Below are 19,669 nucleotides of genomic sequence, written 5' to 3'. Positions count from 1 at the left end.
GGCCGTCGTGTTTTCTGAAATTCAAATTCCTGGAGAGCCGCATGGTTCCCGTAATAGCCCTGGTGGGCCGCCCCAACGTCGGCAAGTCCACCCTGTTCAACCGCCTGACCCGCACCCGTGACGCCATCGTCGCCGAGTACGCAGGTCTGACCCGAGACCGCCAATACGGCGAGGCCAAGTGGCAGGGCAAGAAATTCATCGTCATCGATACCGGTGGTATTTCCGGTGACGAAGAGGGTATCGACGCCAAGATGGCCGAGCAGTCGCTGCAGGCCATCGAAGAGGCCGATGCCGTCCTGTTCATGGTCGACTCCCGCGCCGGCCTCACCGCCGCCGACGAGATGATCGGCGAGCACCTGCGCAAGAAGAACAAGCGCACCTACCTGGTGGCCAACAAGGTCGACACCGTCGATCCGGACATCGCCCGCGCCGAGTTCAGCCCGCTGGCCCTGGGGCATGCGATCCCGATCGCCGCCGCCCACGGCCGTGGCATCACCCAGATGCTCCAGGAAGCCCTGGGCGAGATGTTCGCTCCCGAGCCGGAAGCGCCGGAAGACAACGACCTGCCCGGCGAGATGGAAGAAGTCGCCGAAGGCGAGGAAGCCAAGCGCATTCCCGGCCCGAGCGAGAAGGATGGCATCAAGATCGCCATCATCGGTCGCCCCAACGTCGGCAAGTCCACGCTGGTGAACCGCATGCTCGGTGAAGAGCGGGTGATCGTCTACGACCAGGCCGGCACCACCCGCGACAGCATCTACATCCCCTTCGAGCGCAACGAAGAGAAGTACACCCTCATCGACACCGCCGGCGTGCGCCGCCGCGGCAAGATCTTCGAGGCGGTGGAAAAGTTCTCCGTGGTGAAGACCCTGCAGGCGATCCAGGACGCCAACGTGGTCATCTTCGTCATGGACGCCCGCGAAGGCGTGGTTGAACACGACCTCAACCTGCTCGGCTTCGTGCTGGAGACCGGCCGTGCGCTGGTCATCGCGCTGAACAAGTGGGACGGCATGGAATCGGCCGAGCGCGACTACGTGAAAACCGAGCTCGAGCGCCGGCTGATGTTCGCCGACTTCGCCGACATCCACTTCATCTCGGCGCTGCACGGCACCGGCGTTGGCCACCTGTACAAGTCGGTGCAGGACTCCTTCCGTTCCGCCGTGACCCGCTGGCCCACCAGCAAGCTCACGCAGATCCTCGAGGACGCCATCCAGGTTCACCAGCCGCCGATGGTCAACGGCCGCCGCATCAAGCTGCGCTACGCGCACTTGGGGGGCGCCAACCCGCCGCTGATCGTGATCCACGGCAACCAGGTGGATGCGGTGCCCAAGGCCTATACCCGCTACCTGGAGAAGACCTTCCGCCGCGTGCTGAAGCTGGTCGGTACGCCGATCCGCATCGAGTACAAGGGCGGTGACAACCCGTTCGAGGGCAAGAAGACCCAGCTCACCGATCGCCAGGTCAACAAGAAGCGTCGCCTGATGTCGCACCACAAGAAGGCGGAGAAGAAGAAGAAGGACAAACGTAAATAACGTCGGTCAGGCTTTAGACCACGAGCCGCAGGCGATAGAGTAGGGACTTCCCTCTCATCGCCTGCAGCCTGTAGTCACGCCATGCTCATCAGCAAACTGCCGAATGTCGGCACCACCATCTTCACCCGCATGTCCCAGCTCGCCGCAGAAAGCGGGGCGCTGAATCTCTCCCAGGGTTTCCCGGATTTCCCCGGCCCCGCACCGCTGCTCGAAGCAGTCGCCCGCCACGTCCTGGCCGGGCACAACCAGTACAGTCCGATGACCGGCTTGCCAGCACTGCGCGAGCAGGTAGCGATCAAGGTTGCGAGCCTCTATGGCCGCCACGTCAGCGCCGACACCGAGGTGACCATCGTCCCCGGTGCGACAGAAGGGATCTTCTGTGCGGTACAGGCGCTGATTCGCGCCGGCGACGAAGCCATCGTCCTCGACCCCTGCTACGACAGCTACGAGCCGTCGGTCGAGCTGGCCGGCGGCCGTTGCGTGCATGTTGCGCTGACTCAGCCGGACTTCCGCATCGACTGGCAGCGCCTGGCCGATGCCATCACCCCGCGCACGCGCCTGATCTTCCTCAACAGTCCGCACAACCCCAGCGGTGCGCTGATCGACCGTGCCGACCTGGATCGCCTGGCCGAGCTGATCCGCGACCGCGAGATCTACGTGATCAGCGACGAGGTCTACGAGCACCTGATCTACGACGGCGTACAGCACGCCAGCGTGCTGGCCCATGACGAGCTGTATCCGCGCGCCTTCGTCATCAGCTCCTTCGGCAAGACCTACCACGTCACCGGCTGGAAGACCGGCTACGTGGTGGCGCCGCCGGCGCTGTCGGCGGAGATGCGCAAGATCCACCAGTACGTGAATTTCTGCGGCGTGACGCCGCTGCAGTACGCGCTGGCCGACTTCATGGCCGCGCACCCCGAGCACCTGCGCGAGCTGCCGGGCTTCTACCAGGCCAAGCGCGACCTGTTCTGCAATTTGCTGGAAGGCTCGCGTTTCACCTTCCAGCGTGCCGCCGGAACCTACTTCCAGGTGGTCGATTACTCGGCGATTCGCCCCGACCTCGATGATGTCGCCATGTCCGAATGGCTGACCACCGAACACGGCGTGGCCGCCATTCCGGTCTCGGTGTTCTACCAGCAGGCTCCGGCGGACACGCGTCTGGTGCGCTTCTGCTTCGCCAAGAAAGAGGAGACGCTGCGCCAGGCAGCGGAACGACTATGCGCGATCTGAGCCGCGACCCAAGCCAATTGGCGGACCTGAAACTCGCCCTCGTGCAGACCACCCTGGTCTGGCACGACGCGAAGGCCAACCGAGAGCGTTTCGAGGCGCTGCTGGAAAGCGCCCGTGGCGCAGACGTGGTGATCCTCCCGGAGATGTTCACCACCGGCTTTTCCATGGATTCCGAGACGCTGGCCGAGGCGGAGGAGGGCGTGACCTACGCCTGGCTTCGCGAGCAGGCGGCCCGTCTCGATGCCGTGGTCTGCGGCAGCGTGATCATCCGCGCCGCCGATGGCAGCCACCGCAACCGTTTGCTCTGGGCGCGCCCGGACGGCGAGATTCAGCATTACGACAAGCGCCACCTGTTCCGCATGGCCGGTGAGCACAAGCACTACACGCCGGGCGAGCAACAGGTGTTGCTGGAGTGGAAGGGATGGCGGATTCGCCCGCTGGTCTGCTATGACCTGCGCTTCCCGGTGTGGAGCCGCGACGCCCAGGACACTGACCTGCTGCTCTACACCGCCAACTGGCCGGCCGCGCGCCGCCAGCACTGGAACCGCCTTCTGCCAGCGCGGGCCATCGAAAACCTCTGCTATGTCGCTGCGGTCAATCGCGTCGGTGAAGACGGCAAGGGGCACGCCTACTCCGGCGACAGCCAGGTGCTGGACTTCCAGGGTGACAACCTGCTGGCCGCCGGCAGCGCTGACGGGGTCTTCCAGATTGCCCTGAGCGCAGCGGAGCTGGCGGCGTACCGCGAGCGCTTCCCGGCGAATCTCGATGCGGACGAGTTCAGCATCCACCGCTGAAGTCGATGTGCTTTTCGTAGGAGCGAGCTTGCTCGCGAACCGTCCCGCAGCGGGGATGTTCGCGAGTTGACCCGCTCCTACAGGTTCAATACGCGCTGGCGGTATTCAACCGCTGGATCGCCTCGTCACTGAGCCTCAGCTCCACCGCCGCAATCAGGTCGGGCAACTGCTCCAGCTTCGACGCACTGGCAATCGGCGCTGTGATGCTCGGGCGGGCCATCAGCCAGGCGAGTGCGACCTGGGTCGGCGTGGCGTTCAGGTCGCCGGCCACTTCCTCCAGCGCATCGAGGATCGCGAAGCCGCGCTCGTTCATGAAGTTCTTCACCTTGTAGCCGCGCACGCTGCTCTTGCCCAGGTCATCCTCGCGGCGGTACTTGCCGGTAAGGAAGCCGGCGGCCAGGGAGTAGAAATTGATCACGCCCAGGCCCAGCTGCTGCACCGTGGGCTCCAGCTGAGTCTCGTAGTTGGCGCGGTCGTAGAGGTTGTAGTTGGGCTGCAGGCTCTGGTACTGCGGCAGCTTCAAGCGCGTGCAGAGCTCATGAGCTTCACGCAGGCGCTTGGCGTCGAAGTTGGAGGCGCCGATCACCCGCACCTTGCCGCGCTCCACGGCCTCGGCGAAGGCGCCCATGGTTTCCTCCAGCGAGGTGTGCGGATCGTCGCAGTGGGACTGGTAGAGGTCGATGTAGTCGGTCTGCAGACGCTTGAGCGAGCGCTCCAGTGCCTGCTCGATGTACACCGCCGACAGTCCCTTGTGGCCGTTGCCCATGTCCATGCCGACCTTGGTCGCGATGATTACCTGGTTGCGCTTGCCGGTCTTCTTCAGCCACTTGCCGATCAGGGTTTCCGACTCGCCGCCCTCGTGGCCCGGCACCCAACGCGAGTAAACGTCAGCGGTGTCGATGCAGTTCAGCCCGGCGTCGAGCAGCGCGTCCAGCAAGCGAAACGAGGTCGCCTCGTCGGAGGACCAGCCGAACACGTTACCGCCGAAGACCAGCGCAGGAATCTTCAGGCCCGATTGTCCGAGTTCGCGTGTACGCATCTGCTTTGACTCCTCAGCGGGTGTGCGGGAACCCTCAGTGTAGACGCGCAGCCGTTCGCCGCGGGGCGGATTGGCCGGCAGCGGTACGCCAGCTGGTCTATCATGGCGGCCAGCCCAATTGCCGAGTGCCCGTCATGACCACGACTCCCTACCTGCTGGACCAGCTGGAAACCGCCGACATGCTGTTGATCGACGGTCTGCACGCCTGGCAGTTCGAGCTCAACGAGGCATTGCTGGACCAGGCCGACGCCGCTGCCCACGCAGACCAGCCCTTCGCCAGCGAAGACGTGGTGCTGCAGATCGAGTCCATCGACGGCCGAGACCGCCGCGAGTGGCGCTTCAGCTACAACCAGGTGATGGAGGCCAGCTACCAGGCCGAAGACGAGACCTGGCTGCTCCAGGCCGGCGACCAGCAGCACCGACTCTGCTGTCTTGGAGCGGTCGCTGCCAGTGGCGACGACGAGTAAGCCTCCCCTGGACGAAGAAGGCCCCGCGAGGGGCCTTTTTCATGGCTTCAGAAAGCCAGCGGGTAACTGGTGATGAAGCGCACCTCGTCGTAATCGCTGGCGTAGCTGCTGCGAACTGTGGAGGTGCGCATGAGGAACGACAGGGTCTTCAGCGGCCCGCTCTGGATCGTATAGCCGACATCGGTATCGCGCTCGTACTCGTGGCCATCGCTCTTGCCCTGCCGCGAGATGTCGGTGCCCTTGGTGTAGCGCGTCATCAGGGTCAGGCCCGGCACGCCGAGGCTGGCGAAGTCGTAATCGTAGCGCAGCTGGTAGGAGCGTTCCTGCGCCCAGAAGAAGCCGCCATTGGTGACCCAGTTGACCAGGTACGGTTGCGGCGTGTTGCCCAGCAGCATGGGGAACATGTCTTCGCCGAGCATGCGCTGGTAGGTGGCCGACAGCATGTGGCCGCCGTGCTTCACGCCGAGTCTCGCGCCATAGGCGCGGTTGTCGATGCGCCCGGCCAGAGCCTGCCCGGATTCCTCGTTGTGGAAGTAGCTCAGGGTGCCGAGCAGCGCAGTCTTCTCGCCCACCGGCTGCTTGAAGTTGGCGCCGACGTAGTGCTGGTCATAGATGTCCTCGAGCTGGGCGAAGTAGTAGCTGGTGGACAGCCCGGGCGTCCACTGGGCATCGACGCCGCCCAGGTTCAGCTTGTTGCTGTCCTGGCTGGCGGGACGGGTAGCCAGGTAGAACGACTCGCGGTCGCTTGAGGCACGGGTGCTGGTATTCCAGAGTTGCGCGGCAGTGAACTTGAAGCGATCCGACTCCTTCGACTCCAGCATCACGCCTTGGAAGGTCTGCGGCAGCACGCGCACATCATCCTGGAAAATCACCGGCAGGCGCGGCTCCAGCAGACCGACCTTCAGCGTGGTCTTCGAATAGCGCAGCTTGAGCGTGGCGCCGCCACGGCTGAAGTTATCCACCGGCTCACCGCTCGTGCGGTCGTAGGGCAGGTTGCTGTCGTTGCTGGTGCCGGCGCCGCCGTCGAGCTTCAGGGCGTAGAAACCGGTGAAGTCTACGCCGACGCCGATGGTGCCTTCGGTGAAGCCGGAGCTGAAACGCGCCAGCACGGCCTGGGACCAGCTGCCGGCCTGGGATTGGGGGGCGTTGTCCTGGCGGTAGTCGCGCAGCATGTAGAAGTTGCGCAGGGTGGCGTCCAGGCGGCTGTCGTCGATCAGGTCAGCCTGGGCGCAGAGGGGCATCAGCGCGCTGGACAGCAGCGCACCGGCAAAGCGAATACGGAACATCGTCATCTCCTGGGTGCCGTTCGCCGGGGTGCAGGGCGCCACGCCGGCGAACGGGCGTACGTCTTGTCGAGGCGGGCGCGATCAGTTCGCGGCGGCGGCGTTATCCAGCGGTGCGGCTTCGGACTGGACCGTCTGCTCCTGGCCCAGGCTGCGGCGGAAGTGCTTGCGCCCGTTGCCCAGCAGCCACAGGCAGAGCAGCCCGGCGAGGGTGACGATGATGCCGATGGACGAGCCGACGGCCTTCGGGTCCTTGAAGTATTGGTCGGTGAGCAGTGCCACCAGGGTGGTGCCGACGCCCAGGCCAATCAGGTTGGAGACCAGCAGGAACAGTGCCGACACCTGCGCGCGCAGGCGGTTGGGCGTGAGCACCTGCATGGCGGCCGCCGAGGTGGAGATGCAGAACGCGCAGAAGAACATTGCCGGCCCCATCAGCATTACCGACACCTGCAGGCTGCTGGCAGTGACCGAGCCGATGACGAAAGGAATGGTGCAGGCGGCGCCGAGCATGCCGCTGATCATCGCGGCGTCGCTGCGCCCGCGCTTCTGCAGCACGTCCACCAGCCAGCCGGCGCAAAACACCCCGGCGGTGTTGAGCACCAGCAGGATGCCGCCGAGGATGTAGCCCACCTCCAGTGGCGTCAGGCCGTACTGGCGGATGTACATGGCCGGCGCCCAGCCCATCAGCGCGTACTGGCACATGGCGAAGAAGGAGAAACCCAGGTAGTGGCAGGTGAAGGTCGCGCGGTGGCGCCGCAGGAAGCGCAGGCCGTCGCCGATGGTTGCCTTGTGCTGCGGGTTCGTTTCCTTGCGCGCCGGGTCACGGATGGTCAGCGCGATCAGCAGCGCCACCAGCACGCCGGGCAGGCCGACGATGAAGAAGGCGATCTGCCAGGAGCGCACCTGGCCCAGCCAGCCCAGGTCGATGGCCGGCACGTCGCGCAGGGCCTCGATCACGTAGCCGCCGACCAGGAAGGCCAGGCCGCCGCCGAGAAACGCGCCCATGGAGTAGAGCCCCAGCGCGCGGCCGAGTTTCTCCTTGGGGAATAGGTCGGCGAGCATCGAGTAGGTCGCCGGTGTCAGCGCGGCCTCGCCGACGCCGACGCTCATGCGCGCGAGGAACATCTGCAGGAAGTTCTTCGACAGGCCGCACGCGGCGGTGGCGATGCTCCAGAAGGCCACGCCGATGGCGATGATCTTCACCCGTGAGGAGCGGTCGGCGAGGTAGGCGATGGGCAAGCCCATGAAGGCGTAGAACAGCGAGAAGGCCAGTCCGCTGAGCAGGCTGAACTGGGTATCGGTGATCTGCAGGTCGGCTTTGATCGGCTCGATCATCAGCGAGAGGATCTGCCGGTCAACGAAGGAGAAGATGTACGCCACCATGCACAGCACGACGACATACCAGGAATAGCGCGGAGTGAAGACGGATTTCGAGTGGGATTGCGGGTTCACGGTTACTGGCTCCTGAAGCGGGTGAAGGCAGATGGCCAAGCACGTCGAGCTCGTTGTTGTTGTAGGTAACCAGGCGCCACTGGACGCAAGGCAGGGGCAGCCGAAAGTGTCTGATTGCGTGACACGGTTTTTTGTTTGCCTGCCGCTTTCACGGCAGTGCACGCAAGACTAGGGAAGGGACGAGGCAGGGGTAATCGGGGCGAGTACCAGCATTGCGGAGACTGCCCCCTAGGAAACTAGGGGGAATCTTTAGACGGGAGGACGCAAGGGGTCAGGCGTTGCCGGTCAGGGCCAGCGCGAAGGCGGCGCCAAAGACTACGGCCATGATGACGATCAGGAACAGCAGGCTGATGCCGAAGGCGCGCCAGTTGGACAGGTAGCCACCACCGGCCGCGGCGTGGCGATCAAGCGCTTCGCCGGTATTCTGCTTGGCGTACTGGTGCATGGCGAATACGGCGGCGATGTTGATCGGTGCGGCGGGAAAGTTGTCCGGCAGGAACCAGGATAGGACGAAGATCAGCACGGTGATGCCGATGCCGACCAGCCAGGCTTTCTGCACTTCCTGCGGGCGGTTCAGGCGCTTGAGGTTCTGCGCGATCACCCAGCTGCCGGCCACGGGCGTGCCGAAGAAGGTGGCGATGCCGGCGGCGGCCAGGCGGTAGAGTGGCTCGCCAGTGGCAACGCCGAGGTCGTCCTGGAGTGCGGCGGCGGGGGGCTGGAAAGGATTGTCCTGCGGTGCGGTCGTCATGTTTTCACTCCATCGAAAACAGCCCCGGACGCACGAGGCGTCCGGGGCAAAGGGACTTACAGGTTAACTGAGGCTCACGCGGCTTTCGCGTGGCCCAGCGTCACGGCGCGGTTCAGGGCGCTGAACAGCGCACGGAAGCTCGCGGTGGTGATGTTTTCATCAATGCCGATGCCGTGCAGCGAACGACCACCCTCGACACGCAGTTCGATATAGGCGGCTGCGCGGGCATTGGTGCCGGCGCCGATGGCATGCTCGTTGTAGTCCATGATCTCGACGTCCACCGGCAGCGAGGCGACCAGGGCTTCCAGGGTACCCTTGCCCTTGCCGTGCCAGCGATGCTGCTCGCCCTTGTGGGTCACGTCGATGTCGATGGCGCAGACGCCGTTCTCTTCCTGCAGGCGGTAGTTCTTCAGGCCGAACGGGGAAACGGCCTGCAAGTACTCGGTCTGCAGCAGGGTGTAGATCTGCTCGGCGGTCATTTCCAGGCCGAGACGGTCGGTCTCGTTCTGCACCACCTGGCTGAACTCGATCTGCATGCGACGCGGCAGGCTGATGCCGTATTCCTGTTCGAGCAGGAAGGTGATGCCGCCCTTGCCGGACTGGCTGTTCACACGGATCACCGCTTCGTAGCTGCGGCCGATGTCCGCCGGGTCGATCGGCAGGTACGGCACTTCCCACACGGCATCGTCCTTCTGCTGGGCGAAGCCCTTGCGGATGGCGTCCTGGTGGGAGCCGGAGAAGGCGGTGTGGACCAGGTCGCCGACGTAGGGGTGACGCGGGTGCACCGGAATCTGGTTGCACTCTTCCACCACCTTGCGCACGGCGTCGATGTCGGAGAAGTCCAGCTCGGGGTCGATGCCCTGGGTGTACATGTTCAGCGCCATGGTCACCAGGCAGAGGTTGCCGGTGCGCTCGCCGTTGCCGAACAGGCAGCCTTCGACGCGGTCGGCGCCGGCCATCAGGGCCAGTTCCGAAGCAGCCACGCCAGTACCACGGTCGTTGTGGGTGTGCAGGCTGAGCAATACGCTGTCGCGCTTGTTGATCTGGCGGCCGAACCACTCGATCTGGTCGGCGTAGTTGTTCGGGGTGGCGCACTCGACGGTGGCGGGCAGGTTGAGGATCAGGCGGTTGGCCGGGGTCGGCTGGAACACGTCGATCACCGCATTGCACACCTCGACGGCGAAATCGGTCTCGGTGGAGCTGAACACTTCCGGTGAGTACTCGAAGCCCCACTGGGTTTCCGGCGCGGCTTCGGCCAGGCGCTTGATGGTCTGGCCGGCGGCCACGGCGATGGCTTTCACGCCAGCCTTGTCCTGGTTGAAGACGATCTTGCGGAAGCTCGGTGCGCAGGCGTTGTAGTAGTGGACGATGGCTTTCTTCGCGCCCTTGAGGGACTCGAAGGTGCGCTCGATGAGGTCGTCGCGGGCCTGGGTCAGTACCTGGATGGTGACGTCATCGGGAATGTGGTCGTTCTCGATCAGCTCACGAACGAAGTCGAAGTCGGTCTGCGAGGCGGACGGGAAGCCCACTTCGATTTCCTTCAGGCCGACCTGAACCAGGCACTTGAAGAAGCGCATCTTCTTCTCGGCGTCCATCGGCTCGATCAGGGACTGGTTGCCGTCGCGCAGGTCGGTGGACAGCCAGATCGGCGCCTTGTCGATGATCTTGTCCGGCCAGGTGCGGTCGGGCAGGGTGATCTGGGTGAAGGCGCGGTATTTCTTCGACGGGTCTTTCAACATGCTCATGAGCGGAATCCTTGTTCTCTGCGGCCTGCGGGGCCTGCGCATAAAAATCTGAATGAGGCGGAACCGGGGAGGGGGGGCTCAGCCACGCAGTCGCGGGCTGACCAGGCGCAGGCAGGCGTGTTGGCGAAGCAGAATGAGGGTGTGTGCGGTTTTCATGAGTGCCAAGCTAAAGGCCTGGGAGACCAATGGCAAGCATTTGGAAAAATTTGGTAGGAATAGTCTTTAAGGTCTTTTTATCGATAATTAATTGTCGAGAATTGGCATTTTCAGCAATTTATCCTGAAGCTTATCGCTGTGCTTAACTGATTCTGCGTCTTCGTGCCGCAGCGAAGCTTTATCACTCCGTGCGATCATTGCGCACCCGCCCCAGGTGGGAACTCTCCATCCGCAAGGACATTTCGTGACCCGTCGTACACGACAAGGCGTAGGCACCTGGCTGGCGTTGTTCGCCATGCTGATGATCTATGTCGGCCCGCTGGTCTCCCAGTCGATGCCGATGGATCACGCCATGCCCATGGATCACGCCGTGTCCATGAGTGCTATGCCGATGGAGCATGGGAAGGCCATGTCCCACGACATGTCCGGCATGGAGGACATGCACTGCTCCGACAGCCAGCGTGCTGCGGACCATCATGCCGCCCCGGTTTCCCACGGCGAGCAGCCGCTCACCGCCGACGCCTTCATGGAGAAGTGCGGCTACTGCAGCCTGCTGATCCACAGCCCGCCGCTGACGCCGCCGCCGGTCGTGATCGACCACGGCCTGCCCGCCATCGGCGCGCCCGCCGCCCAGTTCGTCTCGTCCCGCATTCCCGCCTCGCCGGTCTTCCCCGGCGCCCGCTCCCGCGCACCCCCGTTCCTGATCGGCTGACCCGCAATCCCGATTCCCCGACCCCGGCGCGGATGCCTGCATTCGCTTGCGCGCCGTGCGAGTACGCGTGGAGCGGGCGTCATCACCGATCATGGAATTCATGGAATGACCCGCATGCCCCTGCGCCGTCGGCAAACTGCCGTCGGCCTGCGCGCCCTGTGCGCGCTGACCGCCCTTGGCGGTTTCACTGCCGTCCCTGTGCTGGCCGAGGAAGAAGATCACTCGGCGCACGCCACCAATGCGTCGGTTACCGAACTGGCCCCCAGCGTCATCACCGCCGTGGCGCAGAGTTCGCCGCTGACCGTGGTCACCGACCCCAAGCAGCCACGCCAGCCGATCCCCGCCAGCGACGGCGCCGATTACCTCAAGACCATCCCTGGCTTCTCCGCCATCCGTAACGGCGGCACCAACGGCGACCCGGTGCTGCGCGGCATGTTCGGCTCGCGCCTGAACATCCTCACCAACGGCAGCACCATGCTCGGTGCCTGCCCGGCACGGATGGACGCGCCCACCTCCTATATCTCCCCGGAAACCTACGACAAGCTCACCGTGGTCAAGGGCCCGGAGACCGTGATCTGGGGCCCCGGTGCCTCGGCCGGGACCATCCGTTTCGACCGTGAGCCGGAGCGCTTCGGCGAGCTGGGCATGCGCGTCAACGGTAGCCTCACCGCCGGCTCCAACGGCCGCTTCGACCGCGTGCTGGACGCCGCCGCCGGTGGCCCCGAGGGCTACCTGCGTTTCACCGGCAACAAGTCGCAGTCCGATGACTACGAAGACGGCAGCGGCAACACCGTGCCCTCGCGCTGGAACAAGTGGAACGGCGACGTGGCCGTGGGCTGGACGCCGGACGCCGACACCCTGGTCGAACTCACCGCCGGCAAGGGCGATGGCGAGGCGCGCTACGCCGGGCGTGGCATGGACGGCTCGCAGTTCAAGCGCGAAAGCCTTGGCCTGCGCTTCGAGAAGTCCAACATCGGTGGCGTGCTCGACAAGCTGGAGGCGCAGGTCTACTACAACTACGCCGATCACGTGATGGACAACTACAGCCTGCGCACGCCCTCGGGCACCGGCATGATGGCCGGCCCCATGGCCTCCAACGTCGACCGCCGCACCCTCGGCGGGCGCCTGGCCGCCACCTGGCGCTGGGACGATTTCAAGCTGATCACCGGCGTCGATGCACAGACCAACGAACACCGCGAACGCAGTGGCATGGGCATCAACACCTATGACGAGCAGCCGTGGGACAAGGACGCCGTGTTCCACAACTACGGCGCCTTCGGCGAGCTGACCTGGTACGCCGCCGACCGCGACCGGGTGATCACCGGCGCACGCCTGGACCGCGCCTCGGTCAAGGATTACCGGCAGAGCACCGGCTCTGGGATGATGGCGATGCCCAATCCCACCGCCGACGACACCCGCGCCGATACCCTGCCCAGCGGCTTCGCCCGCTACGAGCACGACCTGGCCGACACGCCGACCACCCTTTACGTCGGTCTGGGCCATGTGCAGCGCTTCCCTGACTACTGGGAGCTGTTCTCCCCGGACAAGGGCCCGACCGGCTCGGTCAACGCCTTCGACAGCATCAAGCCGGAGAAGACCACCCAGCTGGACTTTGGCGCGCAGTACGAGGACGAGAAGTTCAAGGCCTGGGCCTCGGGCTACGTCGGTGTGATCCGCGACTACATCCTGTTCGACTACATGCCCGGCGGCATGATGGGCCGTACCTCCCAGGCGCGGAACGTCGATGCCCGCATCATGGGTGGCGAACTGGGCGCAGCCTACGCGCTGACCAGCAACTGGACCGCTGACGGTACCCTGGCCTACGCCTGGGGCAAGAACACCACCGACGACACTGCGCTGCCGCAGATGCCGCCGCTGGAAGCGCGTTTCGGCCTGACCTACGAGGAAGGCGACTGGAGCGCCGGCGGACTCTGGCGCGTGGTGGCGCACCAGGGCCGGATTGCCGAGAACCAGGGCAACGTGGTCGGTTACGACTTCGACGAAAGCCCCGGCTTCGCGGTGTTCTCGCTCAACGGCGCGTACAAGCTGAGCAAGAACCTCAAGGTCAGCACCGGCGTCGACAACCTGTTCGACAAGGACTACGCCGAGCACCTGAACCTGGCGGGCAACGCCGGCTTCGGTTACCCGGCCAACGATCCCGAATCGATCCACGAACCGGGACGTACGTTCTGGACCAAAGTGGACTTCTCGTTCTGAAGCCCGACCGGCCCCCGCCAGTCGGGGGCCTCCTTGCGTGAGGAGATCAACGAATGCAGAAGAAGACATTCGATTTCTACAACCTGGCCTGGCGCTGGCACTTCTATGCCGGGCTGTTCGTCGCGCCGTTCATGATCCTGCTGTCGATCACCGGGATCATCTACCTGTTCAAGCCGCAGCTCGACCCGCTGATGTACAGCGACCTGCTGCAGGTGAAGCCGGGTGAGGTGCGGCTGTCCGCCGACGAGCAACTGATGCACCTGCATCACCAGAACCCGCAGTTGCAGGTCAGCCAGTACCTGCCGGCGCCGGCCGCCGACCGCAGCGCGCAGTTCGTCGCGCAGCTGGATGGACGCGAGGTGAACGCCTTCGTCGATCCCTATAGCGGCAAGCTGCTCGGCGTGCAGGACGGCAAGTCCAACCTGCAGGCGATGGCCCGCGCGCTGCACGGCGAGCTGATGATCGGCACCGTCGGTGACCGGTTGATCGAGCTGGCTGCCGGCTGGGGCATCGTGCTGGTGGTGTCCGGCCTGTACCTGTGGTGGCCGCGCCAGCGTTCGCTGCGGGTGCTGCTGTGGCCGGACCTGTCGCGTCGCGGCCGCGCGCTGTGGCGCGAGGTGCACGTGGTGGTCGGCTTCTGGGGTTCGCTGCTGATGCTGTTCATGCTGCTCACCGGGATGACCTGGACCGGCTTCTGGGGCAAGACCTTCGCCGACGTGTGGAACCGCTTCCCGGCACCCATGTGGAACGAGGTGCCCAAGTCGGACCTGGAGGCGCGCACGCTCAATGATGCGCATCGCCAGACCATCCCCTGGGCCATGGAAAACACCCTGATGCCGATGTCCGGCGGCGCCCACGCCGAGCACATGGCTCACGGCTCCGGCGGTATGGCGATGCCGCAGATCAGTCTGCAGCAGGTGGTCGATACCGCCGACCAGGCTGGTGTGACGCCGGGCTACGCCATCGCCCTGCCCAAGGGCGAACAGGGCGTGTTCACCGTCTCGGTGTTCGCTGACGACTCGCGCAACGACGCCACCCTGCACATCGACCAGTACACCGGCAAGGTACTCGCCGACGTGCGCTGGAAGGACTACGGGCTGGTGGCCAAGGGTGTCGAATCCGGCGTGATGCTGCACGAAGGCAAGATGTTCGGTCTGTTCAACCAGCTGCTCATGCTCGCTGTCTGCCTGATGATCCTGCTCAGCGCGGTCAGCGGCCTGTGGATCTGGTGGAAGCGCCGCCCGCAGGGTCGCCTTGGTGTGCCGCCGATGCCCCATGCGTTACCGGTTTGGAAGGGCGGGGTGGCGATCATGGTCATCCTCGGCGTCGCCTTCCCGCTGGTGGGGGCGTCGCTGTTGCTGGTTTGGGCGCTGGACTGGGCGGTGCTGTCGCGGATCAAGCCGCGCAGCCCGGCCTTGAGTTGAGAGTTGCGGGTGGAACGTGCTTCCACCCTGACGCCTGCCGCGAGGCAGGCTATGCTGCGGCGCGATCATTGCGCCCGCGGCCCGATGGATTCCCGCCGCTGCGGCGGACCTGATCACAAGCCAACTGGAGTCTCGAACATGCGTAAAACCCTGCTTGCTTTCGCTGTCCTGCTGGGCTTCTCCGGCGCCGCCATGGCCCATGAATACGAGGCCGGCAACCTGCACATCGACCACCCGTGGTCGCTGCTGCTGCCGGCCAACTCGGTGAACGGCGCCGCCTACTTCATCGTGCAGAACCACGGCAAGGAGGCGGATCGCCTGCTCGGTGCCGACACCGACCGTGCTGCCAGCGCCGAAGTGCACCAGCACGTGGAGAAGGACGGCATGATGAAGATGGTGAAGGTCGAGGGCGTGGATATCCCCGCCGGCGGCAAGATCGTCTTCGCGCCCGGCCAGTACCACCTGATGCTGTTCGGCCTGAAGAAGCCGCTGGCCGACGGCGAGCGCTTCCCGCTGACCCTGCATTTCCAGAAGGCCGGCGATGTGAAGGTCGAGGTCGCGGTGCAGAAGGAAGCTCCGAAGGGCACCGACATGGGCCACGACATGCACGGCATGCAGATGAACTGATGAGCGACCGGCTCCTGCGCCCGCTGGTGTGGGCGCAAGACGGCGAGTGGCTGCTGGGTTTCGACGGCAGCTACTCGAGCGACTCGATCCTGCGGATCGAGAGCGCCGCCGATGGTTTCATCCTGCGCGAGGAGTGTCTGGCCGAGACGCAGACCAAGCGCTATCCCTTCGCCGACCTGAAGGACGACGTCACGGCGGCCGACTGGACCGCCGTGGTCGTCGACGCGGAAGGCGAGCGGCTGGGCTTTGCCATTGCCCGCTACGAAATCTGGAATCGCCGCGCGGTGCTGGACGACCTGTTCGTCCTCGCCGACGCGCGCGGCCAAGGCGTCGGCCGGCAATTGCTGGAAGGCTGCCTTGACTGGGCGCGCAGCACCGAGACGCGCCACCTGTGGCTGGAAACTCAGAACCTCAACCTGCCGGCGGTGGGCTTCTACCGCTCCCGCGGCTTCGCCCTCAGCGGGCTGTCAACCGATCTCTACGATCCGGCGCAGGTGCTGCCCGGGGAGATGGCGCTGTTCTTCAGCTACCCGTTGGCCTGAGGGCCAGGCGCGTCTGCCGCGCCGCGACGATCAGCACGAAGCCGATGCAGTAGGCCAGCACATCCAGCCAGTCCGGCGTGGCGCCGAGCACGATGCGCAAGGCGCGGTTGCCGATCTGCCAGTGGAAGGTCGCGGCGAGGTACTGGCCGAACTCGATCAGTAGTCCGCAGCCCAGCGCCGCAGTGGCCAGCCAGTGCGCGGGCGCATCCAGCGCGGCGCGCAGCAGGCAGTACAGCCAGATGACCGCCAGCACGTCGCCGCCGAAGCCGCGCAGCCAGCCGAGGTGCGCCCCGGCTGTGGCCAGCCAGACCAGTACGGCGAACCAGAGCAGCGCGAAGAGGGCGCTGCGTCCATCTAAGCGAAGCCGCATCAGGGCTTGAACGCGCCGATGAAGATCGCCGGGTCGACGCGGGCGTCGTTCAGGCTGACGTTCCAGTGCATGTGCGGCCCGGTGGCGCGGCCGGTGGCGCCAACCCGGCCGACCACGCCGCCGCGCGGGACCGCATCGCCGACTTTCACGTCGATCTTCGACATATGGCAGAACATGCTGATGAAGCCCTGGCCGTGGTCGACGAACACGGTGTTGCCGTTGAAGAAGTAGTTGCCGATCAGGATCACCTTGCCGGCGGCCGGTGACTTGATCGGGGTGCCGGCGGGCACGGCGAAGTCCAGCCCGGAGTGCGGGTTGCGCTCTTCTCCGTTGAAGAAACGGCGCAGGCCGAAGGGGCTGGAGAGCGGGCCGTTGACCGGTTTGTCCAGCACCAGGTTGCTCGGCGTACCGGGGCTGAAGCTGCGGTAGGCGGCGGTCTGCTCGGCCAGCTCGCGGTTGATGCGCTTGAGGTCTTCGGGCAGCGGGTTGACCTGGCGGGTGTTCTTCAAGGTGATGCGCTGCTCTTTATAGTGCTTGTTGCCCACGCTGAAGCCGAGATTGCGGCTGGCGCCTGCCTGCTTCACGACGATCTGCTGGCTGCCGGCCTTGGTGGTCAGCGGGATGCCGACGATGGCGATCCAGTCGCGGCCTTCCTCGCGCACTACCAGCACCGGTTTGCCCTGGTAGGTGGCAGTGGGCACGGCGGCGTCCTGGCCCAGTTGCACCACGGCAACGCCACCGGGCACCGGCTTGTTCAGCGTGCGGCTGATGAAACCTTCGGCGTGGGCGGTCAGGGTGAAGAGGGAGGCGATGAGCAGGCAGAAAATTCGAAACATGGCGCTATCCGTGGACGTGTCGGCGGATGAAGCGGGCAGTCTACACGGGCCGCTCCGGCGGGCGCGGCGATTTCGTCGAAAGCGAACGTCTTGGCGGGCTGCTCTTGCTCTTGGTAGGAGCGAGCTTGCTCGCGAACCAGTCTCTACCGCGAGGCTTGTTTTTGTAGGAGCGCGCCATGTGCGCGATCGCGAGCATGGCCCGCTCCCGCAGGGGATTGCCGGCGTGGCCCTAGTGGCGCAGCCCTTCCAGCTGCTGGCGCCACAGCTGCTCCAGCGACAGCACCTGCGCCGGACCATAGATGGCGTGGGGCTTGCCCAGGTGCGCGGCCCACAGCTGGTCGCCGTAGTCGTAGTGCCACCACTCGCTGGAAAGGTTGCTGAAGCCCGCCGCCAGCATGGCGTTGAACAGCATCCGGCGATTGTCGCGCACGCGCCGCTGGGGCCCGTCGGGCTTGGCGATCTCTTCGTAATGGCGGGTGTAGGAGCGCGGTGTCGCCTCGTCGAACAGGCTGCCCATGTCCAGCCAGCGGCCTTCGCTGTCGCACAGGGTCAGGTCGATGGCGCCGCCGGTCAGGTGCGGGCTGGGCGACTCGGCGCGGGTGCTGGGCGGCGCGACGAACTCGCGGGTGCGCCGGGTCAGCTCGCGCGGATCGGCGTCCGGCTCGTGCTGGCGGAGGATGTCGTAGAGCGTGTCGTACAGGTGCTGCTGCACCGTGAAGGGTCGCCAGGCATCGAGGATCACCAGGCGGATGCCGTCAGGCAGCAGGCTCGCGGCATGCAGCAGGCGCTCGAAGACTTCCGTGCGCGCATAGCATTCAGACTGCGCGTTCGGCACTCCGAGCCGGTGATACGCCGGCCACACCCCGAAGCCGGTGGCGATACTCAGCGCCTGCAGTGGCTGGTCGCATTCGACGATGGGCACGCGGAAGGCTTCGGCCCAGTCCGGATCGGGTTGCGGCAGGATCGGCGCGAGCAGGTCGGTCATCGGCAGTCAGTCCAGGAGGGAAAGGGTGACGGGCGCCTGGTGGTTGTCCTCCACCCGCACCTCCAACTCACCGTCGCCCAGCTTGGCCTTGAGGCGCTGGCCGTTTTTCGTTTGCGCGGCGCTGCGGATGGCCTGGCCCTTGTCATCGAGCAGGATGCTGTAGCCACGGCCGAGCGTCGCCAGCGGGCTGACGATGTGCAGCGTCTGCATCAGGCTGTCGAGGCGCTGGCGCTGTTCGCGCAGGATCGCGTTAGTCGCGCGCGGCAGGCGGGCGCTGAGGTTGTCCAGGCGCTGGCGCAGCAGGGCCAGGTTACGGCCGGGGTGTTGCGCGGCGAGACGGGTGTCCAGCCGTGCGACCCGCTCGTGGCGGATTTGCAGCTGGCGCTCGAAGGCGCGGCGCAGGCGCATGTCCAGGTCATCCAGGCGCTGGGATTGCTGGCGCAGGCGCTCACCGGGGTGGCGCAGGCGCCGGGCGGTGCCTTCCAGGCGCAGGCGCTCGCGGGTCAGTCGGTCCTGGATGCGCAGGATCAGCCGGCGACGCAGGCTGTCCAGGCGCTGCTGCAGATCGCCGCTGTGGGGCGCCAGCAGCTCGGCGGCGGCCGAGGGCGTGGGCGCGCGCACGTCGGCGACGAAATCGCTGATGGAGACGTCGGTCTCATGGCCCACGGCGCTGACGATGGGCGTCACGCAGGCGGCGATGGCGCGGGCCACCGGTTCCTCGTTGAAGCACCAGAGGTCTTCCAGTGAACCGCCGCCACGGGCCAGGATCAGCGCGTCGAAGCCCTGCGCGTCAGCTAGCTTGAGTGCGCGGACTATCTGCCCGATGGCCTCGCGGCCTTGCACGGCGGTGGGGATCAAGGTCAGCTCGACTTGCGGCGCGCGGCGGCGGAACACGCTGATGATGTCGCGGATCACCGCGCCGGTGGGCGAGCTGATGATACCGATGCGTCTTGGGTGGGCAGGCAGTTCCTGCTTGCGCTCGGCGGCGAACAGGCCTTCGGCGGCAAGCTTTTCCTTCAGTGCCTCAAAGGCCAGGCGCAGTGCGCCATCACCGGCTGGTTCGACGGTATCGGCGATCAGCTGGTAGTCGCCACGCCCCTCGAACAGCGAAACCTTGCCGCGCACCCGCACCGCGAGGCCGTCGCGCAGGGCCTGGCGCACGCGCAGGGCGTTCTGCCGGAACAGCGCGCAGCGCACCTGGGCGTTGCTGTCCTTCAGGGTGAAATACATATGGCCGGACGCCGGGCGGGCGAGGTTGGAGATTTCGCCCTCGACCCAAACCTGCGGGAACACGTCCTCCAGCAGGTGGCGGGCGCGCTGGTTGAGTTGGCTGACGGTCAGAACCTCGCGGTCGAGGCCCAGCCGTTGGAAGGGATCTTTCTGCATGGCGAAGGATGATAAGCGGCCCCGTGAACAGGGGCCAGCGCGCAAGGCGCAGAAAGGCCTTATTCAGATCGTCAGGTTGCGTTGAGCCGCGCCCCCTAGCTGAGATATAATGCCGCGCTTCCATTTT

Annotated in this window: 18 protein-coding genes; 9 read left to right on the top strand and 9 right to left on the bottom strand. The window is 65.6% G+C overall.

Features of this window, described 5'->3' with window-relative positions:
- Positions 1–41 precede the first annotated feature (41 nt).
- From der to IB274_RS23560, 3 genes are all read left to right on the top strand, one after another.
- The gene (gene der / locus IB274_RS23570) at positions 42–1,529 is read left to right on the top strand and encodes a ribosome biogenesis GTPase Der (protein ID WP_081515961.1); all 1,488 of its coding nucleotides are present in this window, start codon (positions 42–44) and stop codon (positions 1,527–1,529) included.
- A gap of 81 nt (positions 1,530–1,610) precedes the next feature.
- Positions 1,611–2,759, top strand: a complete 1,149-nt coding sequence (locus tag IB274_RS23565; RefSeq protein WP_192435177.1) for a pyridoxal phosphate-dependent aminotransferase — start codon at positions 1,611–1,613, stop codon at positions 2,757–2,759.
- Positions 2,747–3,553, top strand: coding sequence for an amidohydrolase (locus tag IB274_RS23560; RefSeq protein ID WP_192435175.1), 807 nt, complete (start codon positions 2,747–2,749; stop codon positions 3,551–3,553). The genes IB274_RS23565 and IB274_RS23560 overlap by 13 nt, the downstream gene beginning before the upstream one ends.
- An 85-nt stretch (positions 3,554–3,638) precedes the next feature.
- Here the strand turns inward: IB274_RS23560 and IB274_RS23555 are convergent, their stop codons facing one another.
- Complete coding sequence (locus IB274_RS23555) at positions 3,639–4,592, bottom strand: aldo/keto reductase (RefSeq protein ID WP_192435173.1); 954 nt, start codon at positions 4,590–4,592, stop codon at positions 3,639–3,641.
- 134 nt (positions 4,593–4,726) lie between these two features.
- On the opposite strand from IB274_RS23555, the gene IB274_RS23550 reads away from it, so the two are divergent.
- Complete coding sequence (locus IB274_RS23550) at positions 4,727–5,059, top strand: DUF5629 family protein (protein ID WP_081515953.1); 333 nt, start codon at positions 4,727–4,729, stop codon at positions 5,057–5,059.
- 47 nt (positions 5,060–5,106) lie between these two features.
- Here the strand turns inward: IB274_RS23550 and IB274_RS23545 are convergent, their stop codons facing one another.
- The 4 genes from IB274_RS23545 to leuA all read right to left on the bottom strand — a co-directional run bounded on the left by IB274_RS23545 (position 5,107) and on the right by leuA (position 10,287).
- On the bottom strand, positions 5,107–6,345 hold the full coding sequence (locus tag IB274_RS23545) for an OprD family porin (RefSeq protein WP_192435171.1): 1,239 nt from the start codon (positions 6,343–6,345) through the stop codon (positions 5,107–5,109).
- Positions 6,346–6,426: 81 nt separating this feature from the next.
- The gene (locus IB274_RS23540) at positions 6,427–7,794 is read right to left on the bottom strand and encodes a spinster family MFS transporter (RefSeq protein WP_192435169.1); all 1,368 of its coding nucleotides are present in this window, start codon (positions 7,792–7,794) and stop codon (positions 6,427–6,429) included.
- A gap of 271 nt (positions 7,795–8,065) precedes the next feature.
- Positions 8,066–8,542 carry a hypothetical protein gene (locus IB274_RS23535; protein WP_192435167.1) on the bottom strand — a complete coding sequence of 159 codons (477 nt, stop codon included), beginning with the start codon at positions 8,540–8,542 and terminating at the stop codon, positions 8,066–8,068.
- Positions 8,543–8,616: 74 nt separating this feature from the next.
- Positions 8,617–10,287 (bottom strand): 2-isopropylmalate synthase, encoded by a 1,671-nt coding sequence (gene leuA / locus IB274_RS23530; protein WP_081515945.1) that lies wholly within the window; start codon positions 10,285–10,287, stop codon positions 8,617–8,619.
- Positions 10,288–10,687: 400 nt separating this feature from the next.
- On the opposite strand from leuA, the gene IB274_RS23525 reads away from it, so the two are divergent.
- The 5 genes from IB274_RS23525 (at position 10,688) to IB274_RS23505 (ending at position 15,965) form a co-directional block, all read left to right on the top strand.
- Positions 10,688–11,155 (top strand): DUF2946 domain-containing protein, encoded by a 468-nt coding sequence (locus IB274_RS23525; RefSeq protein ID WP_192435165.1) that lies wholly within the window; start codon positions 10,688–10,690, stop codon positions 11,153–11,155.
- A gap of 105 nt (positions 11,156–11,260) precedes the next feature.
- The gene (locus IB274_RS23520; RefSeq protein ID WP_192435163.1) at positions 11,261–13,372 is read left to right on the top strand and encodes a TonB-dependent copper receptor; all 2,112 of its coding nucleotides are present in this window, start codon (positions 11,261–11,263) and stop codon (positions 13,370–13,372) included.
- 53 nt (positions 13,373–13,425) lie between these two features.
- Entirely contained in the window at positions 13,426–14,796 is a 1,371-nt protein-coding gene (locus IB274_RS23515; RefSeq protein ID WP_151188082.1) for a PepSY-associated TM helix domain-containing protein, read from the top strand.
- A 138-nt stretch (positions 14,797–14,934) separates the two neighbouring features.
- Positions 14,935–15,423 (top strand): copper chaperone PCu(A)C, encoded by a 489-nt coding sequence (locus IB274_RS23510; RefSeq protein WP_192435161.1) that lies wholly within the window; start codon positions 14,935–14,937, stop codon positions 15,421–15,423.
- On the top strand, positions 15,423–15,965 hold the full coding sequence (locus IB274_RS23505; protein WP_192435159.1) for a GNAT family N-acetyltransferase: 543 nt from the start codon (positions 15,423–15,425) through the stop codon (positions 15,963–15,965). Before IB274_RS23510 ends, IB274_RS23505 begins: the two co-directional genes overlap by 1 nt.
- On the opposite strand, the gene IB274_RS23500 is transcribed toward IB274_RS23505, so the two are convergent.
- The 4 genes from IB274_RS23500 to xseA form a co-directional block, all read right to left on the bottom strand.
- On the bottom strand, positions 15,946–16,335 hold the full coding sequence (locus tag IB274_RS23500; protein ID WP_192435157.1) for a DUF2809 domain-containing protein: 390 nt from the start codon (positions 16,333–16,335) through the stop codon (positions 15,946–15,948). The genes IB274_RS23505 and IB274_RS23500 overlap by 20 nt on opposite strands.
- Positions 16,335–17,171 (bottom strand): M23 family metallopeptidase, encoded by an 837-nt coding sequence (locus IB274_RS23495; protein WP_192435155.1) that lies wholly within the window; start codon positions 17,169–17,171, stop codon positions 16,335–16,337. Before IB274_RS23495 ends, IB274_RS23500 begins: the two co-directional genes overlap by 1 nt.
- A gap of 229 nt (positions 17,172–17,400) precedes the next feature.
- On the bottom strand, positions 17,401–18,156 hold the full coding sequence (locus IB274_RS23490) for a M15 family metallopeptidase (protein ID WP_192435153.1): 756 nt from the start codon (positions 18,154–18,156) through the stop codon (positions 17,401–17,403).
- A 6-nt stretch (positions 18,157–18,162) separates the two neighbouring features.
- Positions 18,163–19,542 (bottom strand): exodeoxyribonuclease VII large subunit, encoded by a 1,380-nt coding sequence (gene xseA, locus IB274_RS23485; protein ID WP_138215422.1) that lies wholly within the window; start codon positions 19,540–19,542, stop codon positions 18,163–18,165.
- Positions 19,543–19,669: the final 127 nt, after the last annotated feature.

This window comes from Pseudomonas sp. PDM18 (genome assembly GCF_014852585.1).
Lineage (GTDB): Bacteria > Pseudomonadota > Gammaproteobacteria > Pseudomonadales > Pseudomonadaceae > Pseudomonas.
Note: the sequence above shows the minus strand (reverse complement) of the source record. Positions and strands in the feature narration are given on the sequence as shown.